15 protein-coding genes are annotated in these 16,428 nt (G+C 73.4%); 8 read left to right on the forward strand and 7 right to left on the reverse strand.

Annotated features, from left to right (window positions below; translation table 11 throughout):
• The first annotated feature begins 23 nt into the window (after positions 1-23).
• Entirely contained in the window at positions 24-704 is a 681-nt protein-coding gene (locus ACFY7C_RS32360) for a gamma-glutamyl-gamma-aminobutyrate hydrolase family protein (RefSeq protein ID WP_389657576.1), read from the forward strand.
• Here ACFY7C_RS32360 and ACFY7C_RS32365 read toward each other — a convergent pair.
• On the reverse strand, positions 694-2,115 hold the full coding sequence (locus ACFY7C_RS32365) for a purine-cytosine permease family protein (RefSeq protein WP_389657579.1): 1,422 nt from the start codon (positions 2,113-2,115) through the stop codon (positions 694-696). The genes ACFY7C_RS32360 and ACFY7C_RS32365 overlap by 11 nt on opposite strands.
• Positions 2,116-2,185: 70 nt before the next feature.
• On the opposite strand from ACFY7C_RS32365, the gene ACFY7C_RS32370 reads away from it, so the two are divergent.
• Together ACFY7C_RS32370 and ACFY7C_RS32375 are read left to right on the forward strand one after the other, a co-directional pair.
• A complete protein-coding gene (locus ACFY7C_RS32370) occupies positions 2,186-2,845 on the forward strand; it encodes a TetR/AcrR family transcriptional regulator (RefSeq protein ID WP_389657582.1) in 660 nt (219 codons plus the stop codon).
• 48 nt (positions 2,846-2,893) lie between these two features.
• Entirely contained in the window at positions 2,894-4,525 is a 1,632-nt protein-coding gene (locus ACFY7C_RS32375) for an amidohydrolase (RefSeq protein WP_389657585.1), read from the forward strand.
• 62 nt (positions 4,526-4,587) lie between these two features.
• On the opposite strand, the gene ACFY7C_RS32380 is transcribed toward ACFY7C_RS32375, so the two are convergent.
• The gene (locus tag ACFY7C_RS32380; RefSeq protein ID WP_389657588.1) at positions 4,588-5,514 is read right to left on the reverse strand and encodes a LysR family transcriptional regulator; all 927 of its coding nucleotides are present in this window, start codon (positions 5,512-5,514) and stop codon (positions 4,588-4,590) included.
• 70 nt (positions 5,515-5,584) lie between these two features.
• Between ACFY7C_RS32380 and ACFY7C_RS32385 the strand changes: the two genes are divergently transcribed.
• Positions 5,585-6,739 (forward strand): TDT family transporter, encoded by a 1,155-nt coding sequence (locus tag ACFY7C_RS32385; protein WP_389657591.1) that lies wholly within the window; start codon positions 5,585-5,587, stop codon positions 6,737-6,739.
• Here the strand turns inward: ACFY7C_RS32385 and ACFY7C_RS32390 are convergent.
• The 4 genes from ACFY7C_RS32390 to ACFY7C_RS32405 form a co-directional block, all read right to left on the reverse strand.
• Positions 6,690-7,403 carry a helical backbone metal receptor gene (locus ACFY7C_RS32390; protein WP_389657595.1) on the reverse strand — a complete coding sequence of 238 codons (714 nt, stop codon included), beginning with the start codon at positions 7,401-7,403 and terminating at the stop codon, positions 6,690-6,692. The genes ACFY7C_RS32385 and ACFY7C_RS32390 overlap by 50 nt on opposite strands.
• Before the next feature lie 23 nt (positions 7,404-7,426).
• On the reverse strand, positions 7,427-7,978 hold the full coding sequence (locus ACFY7C_RS32395) for a helix-turn-helix domain-containing protein (protein ID WP_389657598.1): 552 nt from the start codon (positions 7,976-7,978) through the stop codon (positions 7,427-7,429).
• Between the two features lie 157 nt (positions 7,979-8,135).
• Positions 8,136-9,944, reverse strand: a complete 1,809-nt coding sequence (locus ACFY7C_RS32400; protein WP_389657601.1) for an ABC transporter permease/substrate binding protein — start codon at positions 9,942-9,944, stop codon at positions 8,136-8,138.
• Positions 9,937-11,172 (reverse strand): glycine betaine/L-proline ABC transporter ATP-binding protein, encoded by a 1,236-nt coding sequence (locus ACFY7C_RS32405; RefSeq protein ID WP_389657604.1) that lies wholly within the window; start codon positions 11,170-11,172, stop codon positions 9,937-9,939. Before ACFY7C_RS32405 ends, ACFY7C_RS32400 begins: the two co-directional genes overlap by 8 nt.
• A gap of 445 nt (positions 11,173-11,617) precedes the next feature.
• On the opposite strand from ACFY7C_RS32405, the gene ACFY7C_RS32410 reads away from it, so the two are divergent.
• On the forward strand, positions 11,618-12,523 hold the full coding sequence (locus ACFY7C_RS32410) for a 5'-3' exonuclease H3TH domain-containing protein (RefSeq protein WP_389658146.1): 906 nt from the start codon (positions 11,618-11,620) through the stop codon (positions 12,521-12,523).
• Positions 12,524-12,614: 91 nt separating this feature from the next.
• Positions 12,615-13,451: a siderophore-interacting protein gene (locus ACFY7C_RS32415; RefSeq protein WP_389657607.1), complete on the forward strand. Its 837-nt coding sequence runs from the start codon at positions 12,615-12,617 to the stop codon at positions 13,449-13,451.
• Between the two features lie 755 nt (positions 13,452-14,206).
• Here ACFY7C_RS32415 and ACFY7C_RS32420 read toward each other — a convergent pair.
• Positions 14,207-14,848, reverse strand: a complete 642-nt coding sequence (locus tag ACFY7C_RS32420) for a MerR family transcriptional regulator (RefSeq protein WP_389657609.1) — start codon at positions 14,846-14,848, stop codon at positions 14,207-14,209.
• 132 nt (positions 14,849-14,980) lie between these two features.
• Here ACFY7C_RS32420 and ACFY7C_RS32425 point away from each other — a divergent pair, with 132 nt between their 5' ends.
• Both ACFY7C_RS32425 and ACFY7C_RS32430 read left to right on the forward strand, forming a co-directional pair.
• Entirely contained in the window at positions 14,981-15,973 is a 993-nt protein-coding gene (locus ACFY7C_RS32425) for a hypothetical protein (protein WP_389657612.1), read from the forward strand.
• Positions 15,970-16,425, forward strand: coding sequence for an ABA4-like family protein (locus ACFY7C_RS32430; RefSeq protein ID WP_389657615.1), 456 nt, complete (start codon positions 15,970-15,972; stop codon positions 16,423-16,425). Before ACFY7C_RS32425 ends, ACFY7C_RS32430 begins: the two co-directional genes overlap by 4 nt.
• Positions 16,426-16,428 lie beyond the last annotated feature (3 nt).

Consider the following 16,428-nt stretch of genomic DNA (forward strand, 5'->3'; position numbering starts at 1 on the left):
CCCCTCTCTCTCAAGGAGACTCCGTGCCCCGACCGCTCATCGGCGTGACGACCTATCTGGACCAGGCCCGCTGGGGCGTCTGGGACCTGCCGGCGGCGCTGCTCCCGGCCGCGTATCCCGGCCTGATCCAGCGGAGCGGCGGGCTCGCGGCGATGCTGCCGCCGGACGATCCGTCCGCGGCCGCACAGACCGTCGCCCGCCTGGACGGTCTGGTGGTCGCGGGCGGCGCCGACGTGGAGCCGGTACGGTACGGGGCCGAGCCCGACCCCCGTACCGGCCCGCCGGCCCGGGCCCGGGACAGCTGGGAACTGGCCCTGATCGACGCGGCCCTGGCCTCCGGCACCCCGCTCCTCGGCATCTGCCGGGGCATGCAGCTGCTCAACGTGGCCCTGGGCGGCACCCTCGTCCAGCACCTTGACGGCCACACCGAGGCGGTCGGCGTGATGGGCCGGCATCCGGTCGCACCGGTCCCGGGCACCCGCTACGCCGCCCTGGTCCCGGAACGGACTTCCGTCCCCACCTACCACCACCAGTGCGTGGACGTCCTCGGCAAGAACCTGATCGCCTCGGCCCACGCGGAGGACGGCACGGTCGAGGCGATCGAACTGCCCTCCCCCGCCTGGGCCCTGGGCGTCCAGTGGCACCCGGAGATGGGCGAGGACTTCCGGGTGATGCGCGGCCTCGTGGCGGCGGCTAGCGGGTGACCCGGCCGCGCATGAGGAGCGCGTACAGCAGCCCGGCGACACCCATCCCCACCGGAAGGGCCAGGTCGATCCCGCCGAGGGCACGGGCGATCGGCCCGGTGTAGGCGGTGTCGACGCACAGCGCCGCCGCACCGGCACCACCGAGCACGCCTGCCGCCCCGGCCGGGTTGACGCCGCCCGCGTACCAGAAGGAGCTTCCCCGGCTCTCGTCCGTCAGGGCGAGCCCGTCGTAGCGGTTCCGGCGGAGCAGGATGTCGACCGCGTACACGGTCATGGCGGGACCCAGCAGGACGACGGTCAGCTGCAGCACGTTGCCGACCGTGTCCAGGAAGTCGGAGACGAACAGCGCGTACAGGGTGAGGGCGACCGCCACCGCGCCGTCGACGAGGACGCTGCGCGAGCGGCGGATGCGCAGACCCACGGCCTGGAGGGCGAGTCCCGCGCTGTACGCGGTCATGGCGTTGATGGCGATGGTGCCGAGCACCAGGGCGAGCAGGAAGACCGGCGCGAACCAGCCCGGCAGCAGCGACTCCAGGGCGGCCTGCGGGTCCGTCATGTCCACGATGGTGCCGGCGAGGGCACCGATCGCACACACCACGACGCTCGGCAGAAAACCTCCCAGCGCGGTCCACCCCATGACCGCCTTGGCCGAGGAGGTCCTCGGCAGATAGCGGGAGAAGTCCGCGCTGGTGGTGTACGAGAGCGGGCCGGCCGCGATCAGCGTGACCCCGGCGATCAGCGTGGCCCACAGTTCGACGCCGTGGGGCGGGGCATCGGGCGCGTGGCCGAAGTCCGCGCGCAGCAGCACCACATAGGCCACGACACCGAAGACGGCCGTCAGGGCGATGGTGACGGGCAGATAGAGCCGGACGATCAGCCCGTGCCCGTACACGCCGATGGTCAGCGTGATCCCGGCGATCACGAGGACGATCACCAGCTTGACGCCGGTGGAAGCACCGATCCCGGCCTTCTCGACCAGGGCGAACACCGCTCCGGCGGCCGCGGCCAGGTTGAGCGCGAAGTAGCAGACGGAGATGACCCAGCCGGTCACGGCGTTGTTCACACGGTTGCCGCGCACGCCGTACACGGCCCGGGTGATGACCTCGCTGGGCGCTCCCGCGGCGGGACCCGAGATCGCGAGCACTCCCGTGAGCAGCCAGAATAGGTTGCCCACGACGATCACCACGAGCGCCTGGCCCAGGCTGAGGCCCATCAGCACGAGGGCGCCGCCGACCACCAGGCTCAGGTAGGTGACGTTGGCGGCGGCCCAGACCGAGAAGAGTTCGCGCGGCCGCCCGTGCCGCTCCCCGTCCGGGATGTGGTCGATGCCGTGCGCCTCGATCCGGGTGGCGCGATCGGCGGCGGGACCCCCGGCGGACCGGGGGCTCGGATCGGGAGACGTGGCAGCCATACGGCCCTCCGGGGAGCGTGTCGTGCACACCTGGTTGCTTATTGGTCGCACACTCAATAGCATCGCCGGTATGTCGTCAAGCGTCCCGCGCAAACGCGTTCGCAAGTCCCCCGAGGCCCGCCGGGCGGAGATCGTCGAGGCGGCCGCGGCCGTCGCCCTCACCGAGGGCCTGGAGTGCGTGACCCTGCGCCGGATCGCCGATGAGCTCGCCGTGCGCCCCGGCCTGATCAGCCACTACTTCCCCTCCGCGGAGGACCTGGTGGCCGAGGCCTTCGCCGTCGCCGCCACCGGCGAACTGGACGCGCTGCTCCCCGCCGAGCGGCCCGACGGGACCCCCACGCAGTACCTCGCCCGCTACTTCGCCCTCTCCTCCGGAGAGGCCTACGACGACATCAGCCGCCTCTGGATCAACGCCCGCCACCTCAGCCGCTACCGGCCGGTCCTGCGCGAGCGGGTCGCCACGATGGAGCTGGCCTCGGACGACCGCCTCGAAGGCGTGATCCGCGACGGCGTCGCCCGCGGGGAGTTCCGCACGGAGGACCCCCGTACGGCGGCGATCATGATCCTGGTCGTCCTTGACGGCCTGGGCGCCCACGCCAACACCGACCGGAGCAACCGCCCCGAGGCGGTGCTGCGGATGGCCGTCACGACCGCGGAACGCGAACTGTCCCTGCCCCCGGGCACCCTGACCCGCGAGGCGAACGCCCTCCCCGCCGACCTCCCCCGCTGAGTCCCCTCTCCACGCCCAACCCTCCCCCGCCCCTGCCCTGGAGCCCCTGTGCGCACCCGTCTCGTCCTGTCCTCCGCCCGGCTGCTCGACCCGGGCACCGGCACCTTCCTCCCGGAGACCGCGCTCGCCGTGTCCGAGAGCGGACGGATCGCCGCGCTCGGCGACGACCGGGAGATGCGCGCCCTCGCGGACCGCACCACCGAGGTCATCGACCTCAGGGGAGCGGTGGTCACCGCGGGCCTGGTCGACGGCCACCTCCACCCCGTCACCGGCGCCGACCTCACCCACGGCCTCGACCTGTCGCGGTGCGCCGACCTCGCGGACGTACGGGACGCGCTGGCCGTCGCCGTCCGCGCCCTCGACCGCGGGGACTGGCTCTTCGCCTGGGGCCTCGACCCGAACGTCTTCGGCGACCAGCCGGTCTCCACGGCCCCCTTCGACACCGTCCTCGCCGGCGTCCCCGCCTTCCTCCTCCTCTTCGACGCCCACTCGGCGCTCGCCAGCCGCCGCGCCCTCGAACTCGCCGGCGTCGACGGGCCGCGCACGTTCGACCAGGCCTCCGCTGAGGTCGTCTGCGACGAGAGCGGCCGGCCGACCGGACTCCTCCAGGAGGACGCCGCCTGCGAGCTGGTGGAACGCGTCGCGCCCCGGCCCACCCACCAGGAGCGACGCGACCGCCTCGCCGCGGCCCTGCGCGCCATGGCCGCGGCCGGCCTGACCGGCGGCCACGTCATGGACGCCAACGGCGAGAGCCTCGCCCTCCTGGCCGCGCTCGACGAGGCCGGCGAACTCCCCCTGCGCCTTCGCGTGGCGCCCTGGTGCCAGCCCGGCACGGACGCCGGCGGAGTCCGGGCGCTGATCGCCCGGCAGGGCACGGGCGGCGCGCTGTGGCGCGTGGACGGCGTGAAGCTCTTCATGGACGGCACGATCGACAACGGCACGGCGTGGCTGGAGCGCCCGGACTGCCACGGCGAGTCGACGCACGCCTTCTGGCCCGACCCGACCGCCTACACCGACATCGTCGGCGAGCTGCACCGCGCCGGGGTGCCCACCGCCACCCACGCCATCGGCGACGCCGCCGTACGCCACGCCCTCGACGCCGTACAGAAGGCGCGGGCCCAGGAGGACAGCGGCGTTCGCCACCGGATCGAACACATCGAGACTGTCCCGGACGACACCCTGCACCGCTTCGCGGACCTGGGCGTGGTCGCCTCGATGCAGCCCACCCACTGCTGCGACTTCACCCGCGCCGACCACACCGACAACTGGTCGCGCCGGCTGGGCGAGGAGCGCGCCTCACGGGCGTGGCGCTGCCGGGACCTGTGGGACTCCGGGGCGACCGTCGTCCTGGGATCGGACTGGCCGATCGCCCCCTTCCCGCCCCTCGGCGTGATGGCCGGCGCCCGCCACCGCCGCCCGACCCGCGACCTGAGCCTGCCCCCGCACGCCCCCGAGCAGGCGCTGACGGCGCTGGAGGCCCTGCGCGGCATGACGGTGAACGCGGCCTTCGCGGCACACGAGGAGCACGAGGCGGGCCGCATCGCCCCGGGCCACCGTGCCGACCTCACGGTCCTGGCCGACAACCCCCTGACGGTCCCTGCGACCGAGCTGCCCAACCTCCCCGTCGTTCTCACCACGGTCGACGGCAAGGTGACATTCCGCAGCGCGACGACGGCCTGAGCGGACGGGGCGAGGGACGGGAGCGGGGGCCGTGCCTCCGCGCCCCCACCCACCCCGCCGCGTCAGCCCCGCGTCAGCGAGAGCAGATCCCGCGCCGGCCCCGTCGGCCGGTGCCCCGCCGGCCACACGGCCCGCAGGTCCCGCCGCAGCAGGACACCCGCCACCGGCACGGCCACCAGCCGCCGCGACGCCAGCTCCTCGGCGACGGCGAGCTCGCTCAGCACGGCGGGTCCCGCCCCGCTGACCGCAGCCGCCTTGACGGCGGTGGTGGAGGCGAGTTCCAGCAGCGGCTGGGCGAGTCCCCCGTGTGCGGCGAGGGCCGCGTCGAGCACCTGCCGCGTCCCGGAGCCGCGTTCCCGCAGCACCAGCGGCGTGGCGGCCAGCTCCGCCGGATCGAGCGCGGCACGACGCCGGGCCCAGGGATGCGACGGCGCGGCGACCACGGCCAGCCGGTCGTGCGCGACGACCGCGCCTTCGAGCCCCTCCGGCACGGCGAGCCCCTCGACGAAGCCGAGGTCGGCCTCACCGCCGAGGAGCCGCTCGGCGACGGCCGCGGAGTTGCCGGCCATGAGGGAGACGGCGGTGTCGGGCCGGTCCGCCCGCAGCGCGATGAGCCATCCCGGCAGCAGATACTCGGCGATGGTCATGGACGCGGCGACCCGCAGCCGCGAGTCCCGCCGCCCCCGCAGCGCCTGCACACCCGCGTCGAAGGCTTCGGCGGCCTCGACGATCCGACGCGCCCAGTCGGTCACGAGCGCGCCGGCGTCGGTGAGCCGGGAGCCGCGCGGCGAGCGGTCGACGAGGGCGACGCCGAGCTGCCGCTCCATGGAACGGATGCGGCTGCTGGCGGCGGGCTGGGTGATGCCGACCTCGCGGGCGGCCCGGCCGAGGCTGCCGTGCCGGGCGACGGCGAGGAGCAGTTCGAGCGCGCCGAGGTCGGGGACTCGGTGGGACAGAAGGCTGACGACGTCGCTCGACTCACTGCTCATAAGATCAGCTTATGTCCTCATAGCCGCAGAGTCCCTGGTCGGGGCCCTGCGAGGGCGAAAGGATCGAGCCATGGCAACCCTCGCTCCTTCCCGTCCGGCCCCCGTCGCCACCACCCCCGGCGCACGGTGGGCCTCGGTCCGTCACCTCGGTCCCAACTGGTACGCCTCGGTGATGGGCACCGCCATCGTCGCCAACGCCGGGGCGACCCTGCCAGTCGACGTGCCCGGCCTGCGCACCGCCTGCACGGCGGTGTGGGCGCTCTCCCTGGCGATGCTGCTGACGCTGCTCGCCGCCCGCGCCCTGCACTGGACCCACCACCGTGACCAGGCCCGTGCCCATCTGCTCGATCCGGCGATGGCCCCGTTCTACGGATGCCTGTCCATGGCGCTGCTCGCGGTGGGCGGCGGCACGATGATCGTCGGCAGGGACTGGATCGGGCTGCCCGCCGCGATCGCCGTCGACACGGTCCTCTTCACCGCGGGGACGGCGATCGGCCTGGCGGCCGCGGTGGCCGTGCCGTATCTGATGGTGGTGCACCACCGGATCGAGGGCGCCTCTCCGGTGTGGCTGCTTCCGGTGGTCGCCCCCATGGTGTCCGCCGCCCTCGGCCCGCTGCTGCTGCCGCATCTCCCCGCCGGCCAGGTGCAGCAGACCTTCCTCCTCGCCTGTTACGGGATGTTCGGCATCAGCCTGCTGGCGACCCTGGTGATGCTGCCCCTGGTCTTCGGTCGGCTGGTGACCGCCGGTCCTCTCCCGCTCACCCTCACCCCCACCCTGTTCCTGGTCCTCGGCCCGCTCGGCCAGTCGACGACCGCGGCGAACAAGTTCGCCGACGTCACACTCGGCGGGGCGCTCGGCGGGGCACTGCCCGGGCCCGGTTCGTACGCGCACGCCTTCTCGGCCTTCGCCGTCCTCTACGGCGTCCCGGTCATGGGCTTCGCGCTGCTGTGGCTGGTTCTCGCCGGGGCGCTGGTGCTGCGGGCCCGCCGCCGGGGCATGGGTTTCGCGATGACGTTCTGGGCGTTCACGTTCCCGGTGGGCACCTGTGTGACGGGCGCGGAGGGCCTGGCGCTGCACACCGGTCTTGCCGCCTTCCGGTGGCTGGCGATCGGGCTGTACGTGCTCCTCGTCGCGGCCTGGCTGGTGGCGGGCACCCGCACCGTGCGCGGGCTGCTCAGCGGTGCGCTGCTCGCAGGGCCGCGGCCAGTGATCGCGGGGCGCTGACGAGGGAGGGCCCGTACCAGGTGAGGTGGCGCCCGTCGACGAGCGCGGCGGTGGCCCCGGGAAAGGCCTCGGGGCCGTCGTCGGGAGTGAAGCGGTAGGGCTCGTCGGGCAGCACGACGAGGTCCGGCGAGGCGGCGTTCAGTTCTTCGAGCGGCACCCGCGGGTAGCGCTCGGGGTGGTCGCCGTAGAGGTTGCGCACGCCGAGCCGGGCGAGCAGGTCGCCGGCGAAGGTGTCGCGACCGAGGACCATCCAGGGCCGTCGCCAGATCGGCACGACGGCGGTGCGGGGCGGCTCGCACGGCTCCACCGCCGCCCAGGCCGCTTCTGCCTCGTCGAGCCAGCGCGGCCGGTCGCGGACCCCGCAGGCGCCGAGGACCCGCGCGAGCTCGGCGAGCGCCTGGTCGAGGGTGCGGATCTCGGTGACGAGGACGTCGAGCCCGGCGGCGCGCAGGGCGGCGAGGTCCGGCTCCCGGTTCTCCTCCTCGTTGGCGATGACGAGGTCGGGCCGGAGCGCGGCGACGGCAGCGACGTCCGGATTCTTGGTGCCTCCGACGCGTACCGCGCCGCCCAGGTCGGCGGGGTGGGTGCACCAGTCGGTGACGCCGACGAGGGCGCCGGGCGCGGAGACGGCGACGGCCTCGGTCAGCGACGGCACCAGGGACACGACCCTGGGGTGCGGGCGGCGGCTCACGCCTCCGCGGCCTCGATGTGGTCGCCGACGGAGACGAAGACGAGCCGGGTGCCCGGTGCGGTGGCGCGCCAGCGGTGGCGGACGCCGCCGGAGAGGTAGAGGGTGTCGCCGCGTTCCAGACGGTAGGCGCGGCCTTCGGCCTCGACCTCGGCGGCGCCGTCGGCGACGTACAGCAACTCGTCGTTGCGGTGGAGGAATTCGCGACCGGCGTCCTGTTCGCCGGTGAATTCCAGGGCCTGGAGCTGGTGCCGGCCGCGGACCAGGGGCCGTACGCCTGGCGGCATGTCCCACAGTTCCTCGTCGGAGCGTACGACGTCGACGGTGCGGGCGGCCTCGGCGGCGGCGAGCAGTTCGGCGGCGGTGGTCTCCAGGGCAGCGGCGACGAGCTGGAGGGAGCGGTCGCTGGGGCGGGCCCGCTCGTTCTCGACCTGACTGAGGAAGGGCACGGACAGGCCGCTGCGCTGGGCGACGACGGCCAGCGTCAGCTGGAGCGCCCGGCGGCGCCTCTTGACGGCCGCGCCCACGCGCAGCGACTCCTTGTCGTCCATGTCGGCCCCCTCCCTCGTGCCTGGGTGTACCGGTCGGTTACCTGCACCTTACGCAGCTTTGGGGCGGGGTTTCGCGTCGTGGCGAAAAGGGGTGGTCGCCGAATACGTTCGGCGACCACCCCTTTCCGTAGCGCATCTTTCCGTAGCGCATCCGGATCTACTGCGGGGCGAGCCGCTCCGCGACGCCCGGGTTCCGGTCGAGCCAGGTGCGGACGCCTTCCTGCTCCTTGCCCTTGCCGGTCTCCTGGATGACGGCTTCCAGGCCGGTGAGCTCCTTCTCGCTGAGCTTGAACTTCTTCAGCCAGGCGCCGACCTCGGGGTTGTCCTGGGTGAAGCCCTTACGGGCGAGCGTGTGGACGCCGTCCCCCTTGCCCCAGCTGCCCTTGGGGTCCTGGAGCTTCTTGAGGTCGTACGTGGAGTAGGCCCAGTGCGGCGACCAGAGGGTCGTGACGATCGGCTCCTTCTTGTCGTACGCGCGCTTGAGTTCGGCCAGCATGCCGGGCGTGGAGCCGTCGACGACCTTGTACTCGCCCTCGAGGCCGTAGTCCTTCAGGACCTTGTCCTTGAGGATGCCCATCATTCCGGCGCTCGGCTCGATGCCGACGATGCGGCCGTCGAACTTCCCGGCCTTGCCCTTGAGGTCGGCGAGGGTGTTCACGTCCTTCATGTACGAGGGGACGGTGAGCTCCAGGGAGGTGGGGCCGTACCAGGAGCCGAGGTCTTCGAGCTTGTTGCGGTACTTCTCCCAGTACTGGGCGTGGGTGACGGGCAGCCAGGCGTCGGTCTGGAAGTCGATCTGGCCGCCGGCGAGCCCGGTGTAGAGGGCGCCGGCCTCCAGCTGCTTGGTGTCGACCTCGTAGCCGCGGCGCTCCAGGAGTTCCTTCCAGAGGAAGGTGGAGGCGATGCCCTCGTCCCACGGGATGTAGCCGAGGCTGATCTTCTTGCCGTGGCCGGTGTCGGTGCCGGACGCGGTGGTGGAGGAGGCTCCGCCGCCGCCGAGGAATCCCATGCCGCCGGCGACGAGCGCGAGGACGACGACGCCGACGAGGGCGGTGACGGGCTGCGGGCGGTGGCTCCAGATCTTGGCGCCGGCGCGGGCGGCGGTCGCGGCGCGGGCCTTGGCGGCGGCGCGGCGGCCGAGCGGGGAGACCTGGCGGCCGAGGGCTCCGGTCATCCGGTCGAGGTACATGGCGAGGATGACGATGGAGATGCCGGCCTCGAAGCCGAGGCCGATGTCGACGTTGCCGATGGCGCGGTAGACGGCGCCGCCGAGTCCGCCGCCGCCGACCATGCCGGCGATGACGACCATGGACAGGCCGAGCATGATCACCTGGTTGACGCCGGCCATGATCGTGGGCAGCGCGAGCGGCAGCTGGACGCGCAGCAGGGTGTTGCGCGGGGTGGTGCCGAAGGCTTCGGCGGCCTCGACGAGTTCGCCGTCGACCTGGCGGATGCCGAGTTCGGTCATGCGCACGCCGGGCGGCAGGGCGAAGACGATGGTGGCGATGATGCCGGGGACCACGCCGACGCCGAAGAAGATGATGCCGGGGATGAGGTAGACCATCGCCGGCATGGTCTGCATGAAGTCGAGGACCGGGCGCAGGACGGCGCTGACGGTCTTGGAGCGGGCCGCCCAGATGCCGAGCGGTACGGCGATCACGAGGGTGACGAGGGTGGCGACGAGGACGAGCGAGAGGGTCGCCATCGCGTCGTCCCACAGCTCGATGGAGTCCACGAGGGCGAAGCCCGCGAAGGCGAGGACACCGGCGGTGAGGCCGCGCAGCCACCAGGCGACGACGGCGAGGATGCCGGCGAAGAGCAGCGGCTGGGGTGCGGACAGGACGGCGTCGATGCCGTCGTAGAGACCGGTGACGACGGTGGTGACGGCGTCGAAGAGCCAGGAGAGCTGGGCCTGGAGCCAGTCGACGGTGCTGTCGACCCACTGGCCGAGGGGGAGCCTAGGCATCGGTGGTCACCTCCTTCGTGTCGGGGCGGGCATCGCCGTCGGCGCGGGTATCGCCGTCGGGGCCGTTCTGGGCCTGGGCGGGGATGCGGGTGGCGTCGGCGCGGGTGGCGTCGGGGCGGGTGGCGTCGGGCCGGGTGCCGTCGGGGCGGGTGCTGCTGACGGTGCGGGTTCCGGGGTGGATGTCGACGTCGAGGCCGCCCATGACGCCGAGGAGGCGGTCCTGGGCGACGACGCCGAGGACCTCGCCGTCGGCGTTCTCGACGGGGATCGGGTGCAGGGAGCGCGCGGAGACGGTGCACAGCTCGGTGAGCGGGGTCTCCGGGGCGACGGGCCGGCAGCCGCAGCCGGGCGGGCAGTCCTCGGGCGCGACGGTGCCGTCGGTCATGACGGCGGCGGCGGTGAGCACCCGGGTGCGGTCGACGTCCTGGATGAAGGAGGCGACGTAGTCGTTGGCGGGGCGCACCAGGATGTCCTCGGCGGTGCCGAGCTGGACGATCCGGCCGTCGCGCATGACGGCGATGCGGTCGCCGAGCCGCATGGCCTCGTTGAGGTCGTGGGTGATGAAGACGATGGTCTTCTTCAGCTTCTGCTGCAGGACGAGCAGCTGGTCCTGCATGTCCCGGCGGATCAGCGGGTCGAGGGCGCTGAACGACTCGTCCATGAGGAGCAGGTCGGCGTCGGTGGCGAGGGCGCGGGCGAGTCCCACGCGCTGCTGCATGCCGCCGGACAGCTCGTCGGGCCAGGACTTCTCCCAGCCGGCGAGGCCGCACAGCTCCAGGGCCTCGGTGGCCCGCCGCTCGCGCTCGGCGCGCGGGACGCCCTGGACCTCGAGTCCGTAGGCGGCGTTCTCGAGGACGCTGCGGTGCGGGAAGAGCGCGAAGTGCTGGAAGACCATGCTGATCTTCTTGGACCGGACCTCGCGCAGCTCGCGGGGGGAGAGCGCGGTGAGGTCGCGGCCGTCGTGGAGGACGCGGCCCGCGGTGGGGGTGAGCAGGCCGTTGAGCATGCGCAGCAGGGTGGACTTGCCCGAGCCGGAGAGACCCATGACGACGAAGATCTGGCCGGGTTCGACGACGAAGGAGGCGTCGATCACGGCCGCCGTCGTCCCGTCCGCGCGCAGGGCGTCGCGGTCGGCTGCGGTCTCGTCGGTGGCAGCGAGTTTACGGACGGCCTCGTCGGGTCGCCTGCCGAACACCTTGTACAGGTGATCGGCCTGGAGCCTGGACACATACACCTCACGGATAGCAACGAAAACGGCCCACCCCCCTAGGACTTCGTCCTGGTGGGGCCCCCAACCCCGCAGCCGGGCCGTGGAGCGGGGCGGGATCGGTCCGCGTCGCCCGTCACGTACGGGGATTCTCGTTCGGCTCGAATCGTTGAATCCCGTACCGGGTCCACTCCGGGCTCGCGCCTGCCCGGGCTCGTACGGGGGAAACGCGAAGGTGACCGGTGTCACGCGGAGGGTGACCATGGTCGTGGGTGTGGAGGGTGTGGAGGGTGCGGGGGGTGTCGTGGGTGGGTCGGGCGGAATCGTAGGTGGGGCGAGGGTGACGAGGGTGGGGCGGGGGTGACGAGGGTGGGGTGGGGGTGACGAGGCGTGTCGGGGGGTCTCCGGTGATCGGGCCGGGGGTGTCGGTGGGGTGCGGCATGATCGGGGTGTGACGCGACGCCTGATGCTCCTCGACACCGCCAGCCTCTACTTCCGCGCGTACTTCGGCGTGCCGGACTCGGTCCGGGCGCCGGACGGCACGCCCGTGAACGCCGTGCGCGGTCTCCTCGACTTCATCGGCCGGCTGGTCCAGGACCACCGTCCCGACGACCTGGTGGCGTGCTGGGACGACGACTGGCGTCCGCAGTGGCGGGTGGACCTCATTCCCTCGTACAAGGCGCACCGGGTGGCCGTGGAGACGCCGACCGGCCCGGACGTGGAGGAGGTCCCGGACACGCTGTCACCGCAGGTCCCGGTGATCGTCGAGGTGCTCGAAGCACTGGGCATCGCCCGGGTCGGCGCGGCCGGATTCGAGGCGGACGACGTGATCGGCACGCTGACGGAGCGTGCGGAGGGCCCGGTGGACATCGTCACCGGCGACCGGGACCTGTTCCAGTTGGTGGACGACGAGCGCGGGGTGCGGGTGCTGTATCCGCGCAAGGGCGTCGGCGACTGCGATCTGGTGGACGCCGAGCTGATCCGTACGAAGTACGGGGTGCGACCGGACCAGTACGCGGACATGGCGGCGCTGCGCGGCGACACCAGCGACGGGCTGCCGGGCGTGAAGGGCATCGGCGAGAAGACGGCGGCGCAGTTGATCACGGAGTACGGGGACCTGGCGGGCGTCCGGGCGGCGGCGGTCGACCGGACGTCGAGGCTCACCCCGGCGAAGCGGCGGGGCATCGTGGAGGCGGCGGCGTATCTGGACGTGGCCCCGGCCGTGGTCCGGGTGGCGCGGGACGTGCCGCTGCCGGAGTTCTCCGCCGCGCTCCCCAAGGCGCCCCGCGACCCGGCCGCCCTGGCCGGTCTGGTGGAGCGATGGGGGCTCGGCGGGGCGGTGGGCCGGCTGCTGCCGGTTCTGGAGCGCTGAGCGGCCCCGGCGGCGGGGCCCTCTGGGCCGCCCCCGTTCCGGGATGCTAACTTAGGCAAACCTAAGTAATTACCCGGAACGGGAGACCGTCGTGGCAGAAGCGCCCGCACGCAAGGCACCCAGGGCTCACGAGGCCCAGGTGGTGCGCACGGAGCGGATCACCCCGCACATGGTGCGCCTCGTGCTCGGCGGCCCAGGACTGCAGGCCTTCGAGGTCGGCGAGCACACCGACCACTACGTGAAGCTGCTGTTCGCGCCGGAGGGCGTGAGCTACCCGGAGCCGTTCGACATGGAGCGGATCCGCGCGGAGTTCCCGCGCGAGCAGTGGCCGACCACCCGGACGTACACGGTACGGGCCTGGGACCCGCTCCACCGCGAACTGACCGTCGACTTCGTGGTCCACGGCGACGAGGGTCTGGCCGGCCCGTGGGCGGCGCGGGCGCGGCCGGGCGACACCGTGCGCCTCCTCGGCCCCGGCGGCGGCTATGCCCCGGACGAGGCCGCCGACTGGCACCTCCTGGTCGGCGACGAGAGCGCCCTGCCGGCCATCGCGGTCGCACTGGAGCGGCTGCCGGAGGGTGCCGTCGTGCACGCCTTCGTGGAGGTCGCGGACACGTCCGAGGAGCAGAAGTTCGCGACCGTGGCGGGCGTCGACGTCACCTGGCTGCACCGTGGCTCCCGCCCCGCGGGCGAGGCGCTGATCGAGGCCGTCCGCTCCCTGGACTTCCCCGCCGGCGACGTCCACGCCTTCGTCCACGGCGAGGCCGGCTTCGTGAAGGAGCTCCGCCGCCACCTGCGCCAGGACCGCCAGGTCCCGCGCGAGCGGCTCTCCATCTCCGGCTACTGGCGCCTCGGCAAGACCGACGAGGCCTGGCGCGCGATCAAGCGCGAGTGGAACGAGCAGGTCGAGCGCGAGCAGGAGAACTGACCCGCGCACAGACACGACGCGGAACAACGCCCGAGGGGGCGGGAGCCGACGACTCCCGCCCCCTCGGGCGTCGAGCATGCGGCCCCTGAGCGGCGGCCGAGAGTCTGGGCGGGAACGGCGATCCGACCGCGCGGGCGACGAAGGGCCGGACCAAGACCGGGCGAGGGGCCCGATCCCGCCCGGGGGCAAACCGGGCGGCGAAGGGCCGGGGGCGAGCCTGGGCGACGAGGCCAGTGCGGTAAGGACCAGGCCGGGCGAGGCGATCCGACCACCCGACGCGAACCGGGCGGCGAAGGGCCCGGGGCGGACCGACGGCCCGGCGAACCGGGCAGGCAGCGAAGGGCCGCGGCGAGGGGATCCGACCACGCGACGCGTACCGGGCGGCGAAGGGTCGGGGGCTTGGGCTACCAGGACCAGGCTGGGGCGAGCGAGCCCCAGGCGATGAGGGACGGCCACCCGGGACGGGGCGAGGGGCCCCCGGGGCGAACCTGGCAGCGCAGCGTCGGAGGCTTGGGGCGACCGCGACCAGGCCGGGCGAGGCGATCCGACCACCCGACGCGAACCACGCGGCGAACGGCCCGCACCGGGCCTGGGCCATGAGGCCGACCACCCAGGGGGGTGAAGACAGGGGCCGGTGCGGACCCGGGCCACGAGGCCGCCCGGGGCGGTGAAGGCCCGGGCGGGGGCGGCGGGGCAGCGCCCCGCTGCCGAGCGGCCGGCCCCCGGGACCGGCCCCCGGGACCGCGCCCCAAGGCTCAGCGTTCCGTGCCGAAGAGGCGGTCGGAGGCGTCGATGTGGGCGAGCCGGCGGAGGGCGGCGAACATCGCGTCGCCGAGGACGGTGCCCACGACCACGCTCTCGACGAGCTCCTCGCGGTCGACGTTGCGGGCCACGTAGTCGAGGTCCGTCCGGGCCACGCGCTCGGCCGCGTCGGCGTAGTCGTCGAGGACCTCGGCGAAGCCGCCGTGGCCGACGTCGTCGAGGGCGGCCAGGGCGACGGCGAGGGCCTCGGCGGCCGGGGCCTCGGGATAGGCGTGCCAGCCTCGACGGGCGAGCAGATCGGCGACCGCCGCACGCGCGGCGACGAGTGAGTCCTCCGGCTCGTCCCCCGGGTGCTCGTAGCGCGGCACCACGCGGTCGGCCGCCGTGCCCAGCATCTTGTGCACCGACCGCTCCGGGTCGTCGACCGCCGCGATGACCTCGCGGACGCCGGCGACGGACAGGCCGCCGACGTCGAGCAGGGCACGGATCAGGCGGAGCCGCCGTACATGGAGCTCCTCGTACGAGGCCTGGTTCGGGCTCGTCAACCGGCCGGCCGGCAGCAGCCCCTCCCGTACGTAGTACTTGATCGTCGGCACGGACACTCCGGCCCTGCGACTCAACTCTCCGATGCGCACCGTGGGTTCACCTTTCCGGTCGTGCTCCGGCCTTGCCGACCGGCACCCCCATCATAGATAGTGGCACTATCAGATAGCAGCAAGCGCCACTATCCATTCTGCGCTCCCGCGCATCCCACGGGGGGATCAGCCATGTCCTCGGCACCTCAGCTCCGCTCACTCCACCGGCCCCTGGTCTGGTTCGCCGCCTCCATGGCAGCCCTGGCGCTCGTCTCCGCCGCCGGGCTCGTCCTCGACGACCGCGTGCTGGTCGGCGCGCCCATCTGGGCCAAGCCCTTCAAGTTCTCGGTCTCGTTCGTCGCCTACGCACTCACCCTCGCCTGGATGCTCTCCCTCCTCCCCGGCGCCCGCGCCCGGCGTGTCGGCTGGTGGGCGGGCACGGTCGTCACCGCCGCGAGCCTCGGCGAGATGGTGCTGATCACCACCCAGGTCGTCCGGGGGAAGCAGAGCCACTTCAACCACGCGACGCCCTTCGACTCCGCCCTCTTCGACGCCATGGGCATCACCGTCGTCGTCCTCTGGCTGGCCGCCCTCGCCATCGCGGTCCTGCTGCTGCGCGCCCGCATCCTGGACCGCGCCACCGCCTGGGCCGTGCGGCTCTCCTCCCTGATCGCCCTCGCCGGTGCCGCCATCGGCTTCGCCATGGTCCGGCCGACGCCGGAGCAACTCGCGCAGGACGACCCGGCGATCGTCGGCGCGCACAGCGTCGGCGTCCCCGACGGCGGGCCCGGCATGCCCCTCACCGGCTGGTCCACCACCGGCGGCGACCTGCGCATCGCCCACTTCTTCGGCATGCACGCGCTCCAGCTGGTTCCGCTGGTCCTGCTCCTGCTGTCCGCCCTCGCCCCGCGGTTCGTCCGGCTCGCCGACGACCGGATCCGGCTGCGGGTGGTCCTGGTCGCGTCCGCCGCGTACGCCGCCGGATTCCTCCTGCTCACCTGGCAGGCACTGCGCGGCCAGCCGCTCCTCTCCCCCGACGGCCTGACCCTCACCGCGGCCGGCGCCGTCGCCCTCCTCACCGCCGCGGCCACCGCACTGGCCCTCCGCTCCCCCTCCCCCTCCCCCTCCACCCCCACCCCCACCCCCACCTCCGCCTCCGCCTCTCGTCAGGAGCTCGGAGCATGACCGGCCTTCTCTTCGAGCTCTCCTTCCTCCTCGCGGCACCGGTCTGGCTGCTGATGATCTTCGCGCCGGGCCGTCGGCTCACGGACCGGATCGCGGCCTCGCCGCTCACCGTCCTGCCGGTCCTGGCCGTCTACCTGGTCCTCGCCGCGCCCGTCCTTCCCGAACTCTGGGCAGCGGTCAGCAGCCCCGACATCGACACCTTCCGTGACCTCACCGCCCTGGCGAACGGCGCCGGGGCGATCTGGGCGCAGGTCATCGCCTGGGACCTCCTCCTCGGGCAGTGGATGTACCGCGAGGGCCGACGCCTCGGCATCTCCCCCTGTCTGATGGGCCCGCTGCTCGTCCTCACCGTCCTGCTCTCGCCTTTCGCGCTCCTCCTCTTCCTTCCGATCAGGGCCTTGCGCAGCGCCGGAAAACCCGTGTCCGCCCGGCCTGGCCGGCCCCTAGCCTGACGC

The sequence above is a fragment of the Streptomyces sp. NPDC012769 genome, from assembly GCF_042901205.1.
Classification (GTDB): Bacteria; Actinomycetota; Actinomycetes; order Streptomycetales; family Streptomycetaceae; genus Streptomyces.

Excerpts from the sequence above, each read along its gene's own strand:
- ACFY7C_RS32365 (WP_389657579.1), bottom strand. The coding sequence starts at position 2,115 with ATGGCTGCCACGTCTCCCGATCCGAGCCCCCGGTCCGCCGGGGGTCCC.
- ACFY7C_RS32370 (WP_389657582.1), top strand. The coding sequence starts at position 2,186 with ATGTCGTCAAGCGTCCCGCGCAAACGCGTTCGCAAGTCCCCCGAGGCC.
- ACFY7C_RS32380 (WP_389657588.1), bottom strand. The coding sequence starts at position 5,514 with ATGAGCAGTGAGTCGAGCGACGTCGTCAGCCTTCTGTCCCACCGAGTC.
- ACFY7C_RS32385 (WP_389657591.1), top strand. The coding sequence starts at position 5,585 with ATGGCAACCCTCGCTCCTTCCCGTCCGGCCCCCGTCGCCACCACCCCC.
- ACFY7C_RS32395 (WP_389657598.1), bottom strand. The coding sequence starts at position 7,978 with ATGGACGACAAGGAGTCGCTGCGCGTGGGCGCGGCCGTCAAGAGGCGC.
- ACFY7C_RS32400 (WP_389657601.1), bottom strand. The coding sequence starts at position 9,944 with ATGCCTAGGCTCCCCCTCGGCCAGTGGGTCGACAGCACCGTCGACTGG.
- ACFY7C_RS32410 (WP_389658146.1), top strand. The coding sequence starts at position 11,618 with ATGCTCCTCGACACCGCCAGCCTCTACTTCCGCGCGTACTTCGGCGTG.
- ACFY7C_RS32425 (WP_389657612.1), top strand. The coding sequence starts at position 14,981 with ATGTCCTCGGCACCTCAGCTCCGCTCACTCCACCGGCCCCTGGTCTGG.
- ACFY7C_RS32430 (WP_389657615.1), top strand. The coding sequence starts at position 15,970 with ATGACCGGCCTTCTCTTCGAGCTCTCCTTCCTCCTCGCGGCACCGGTC.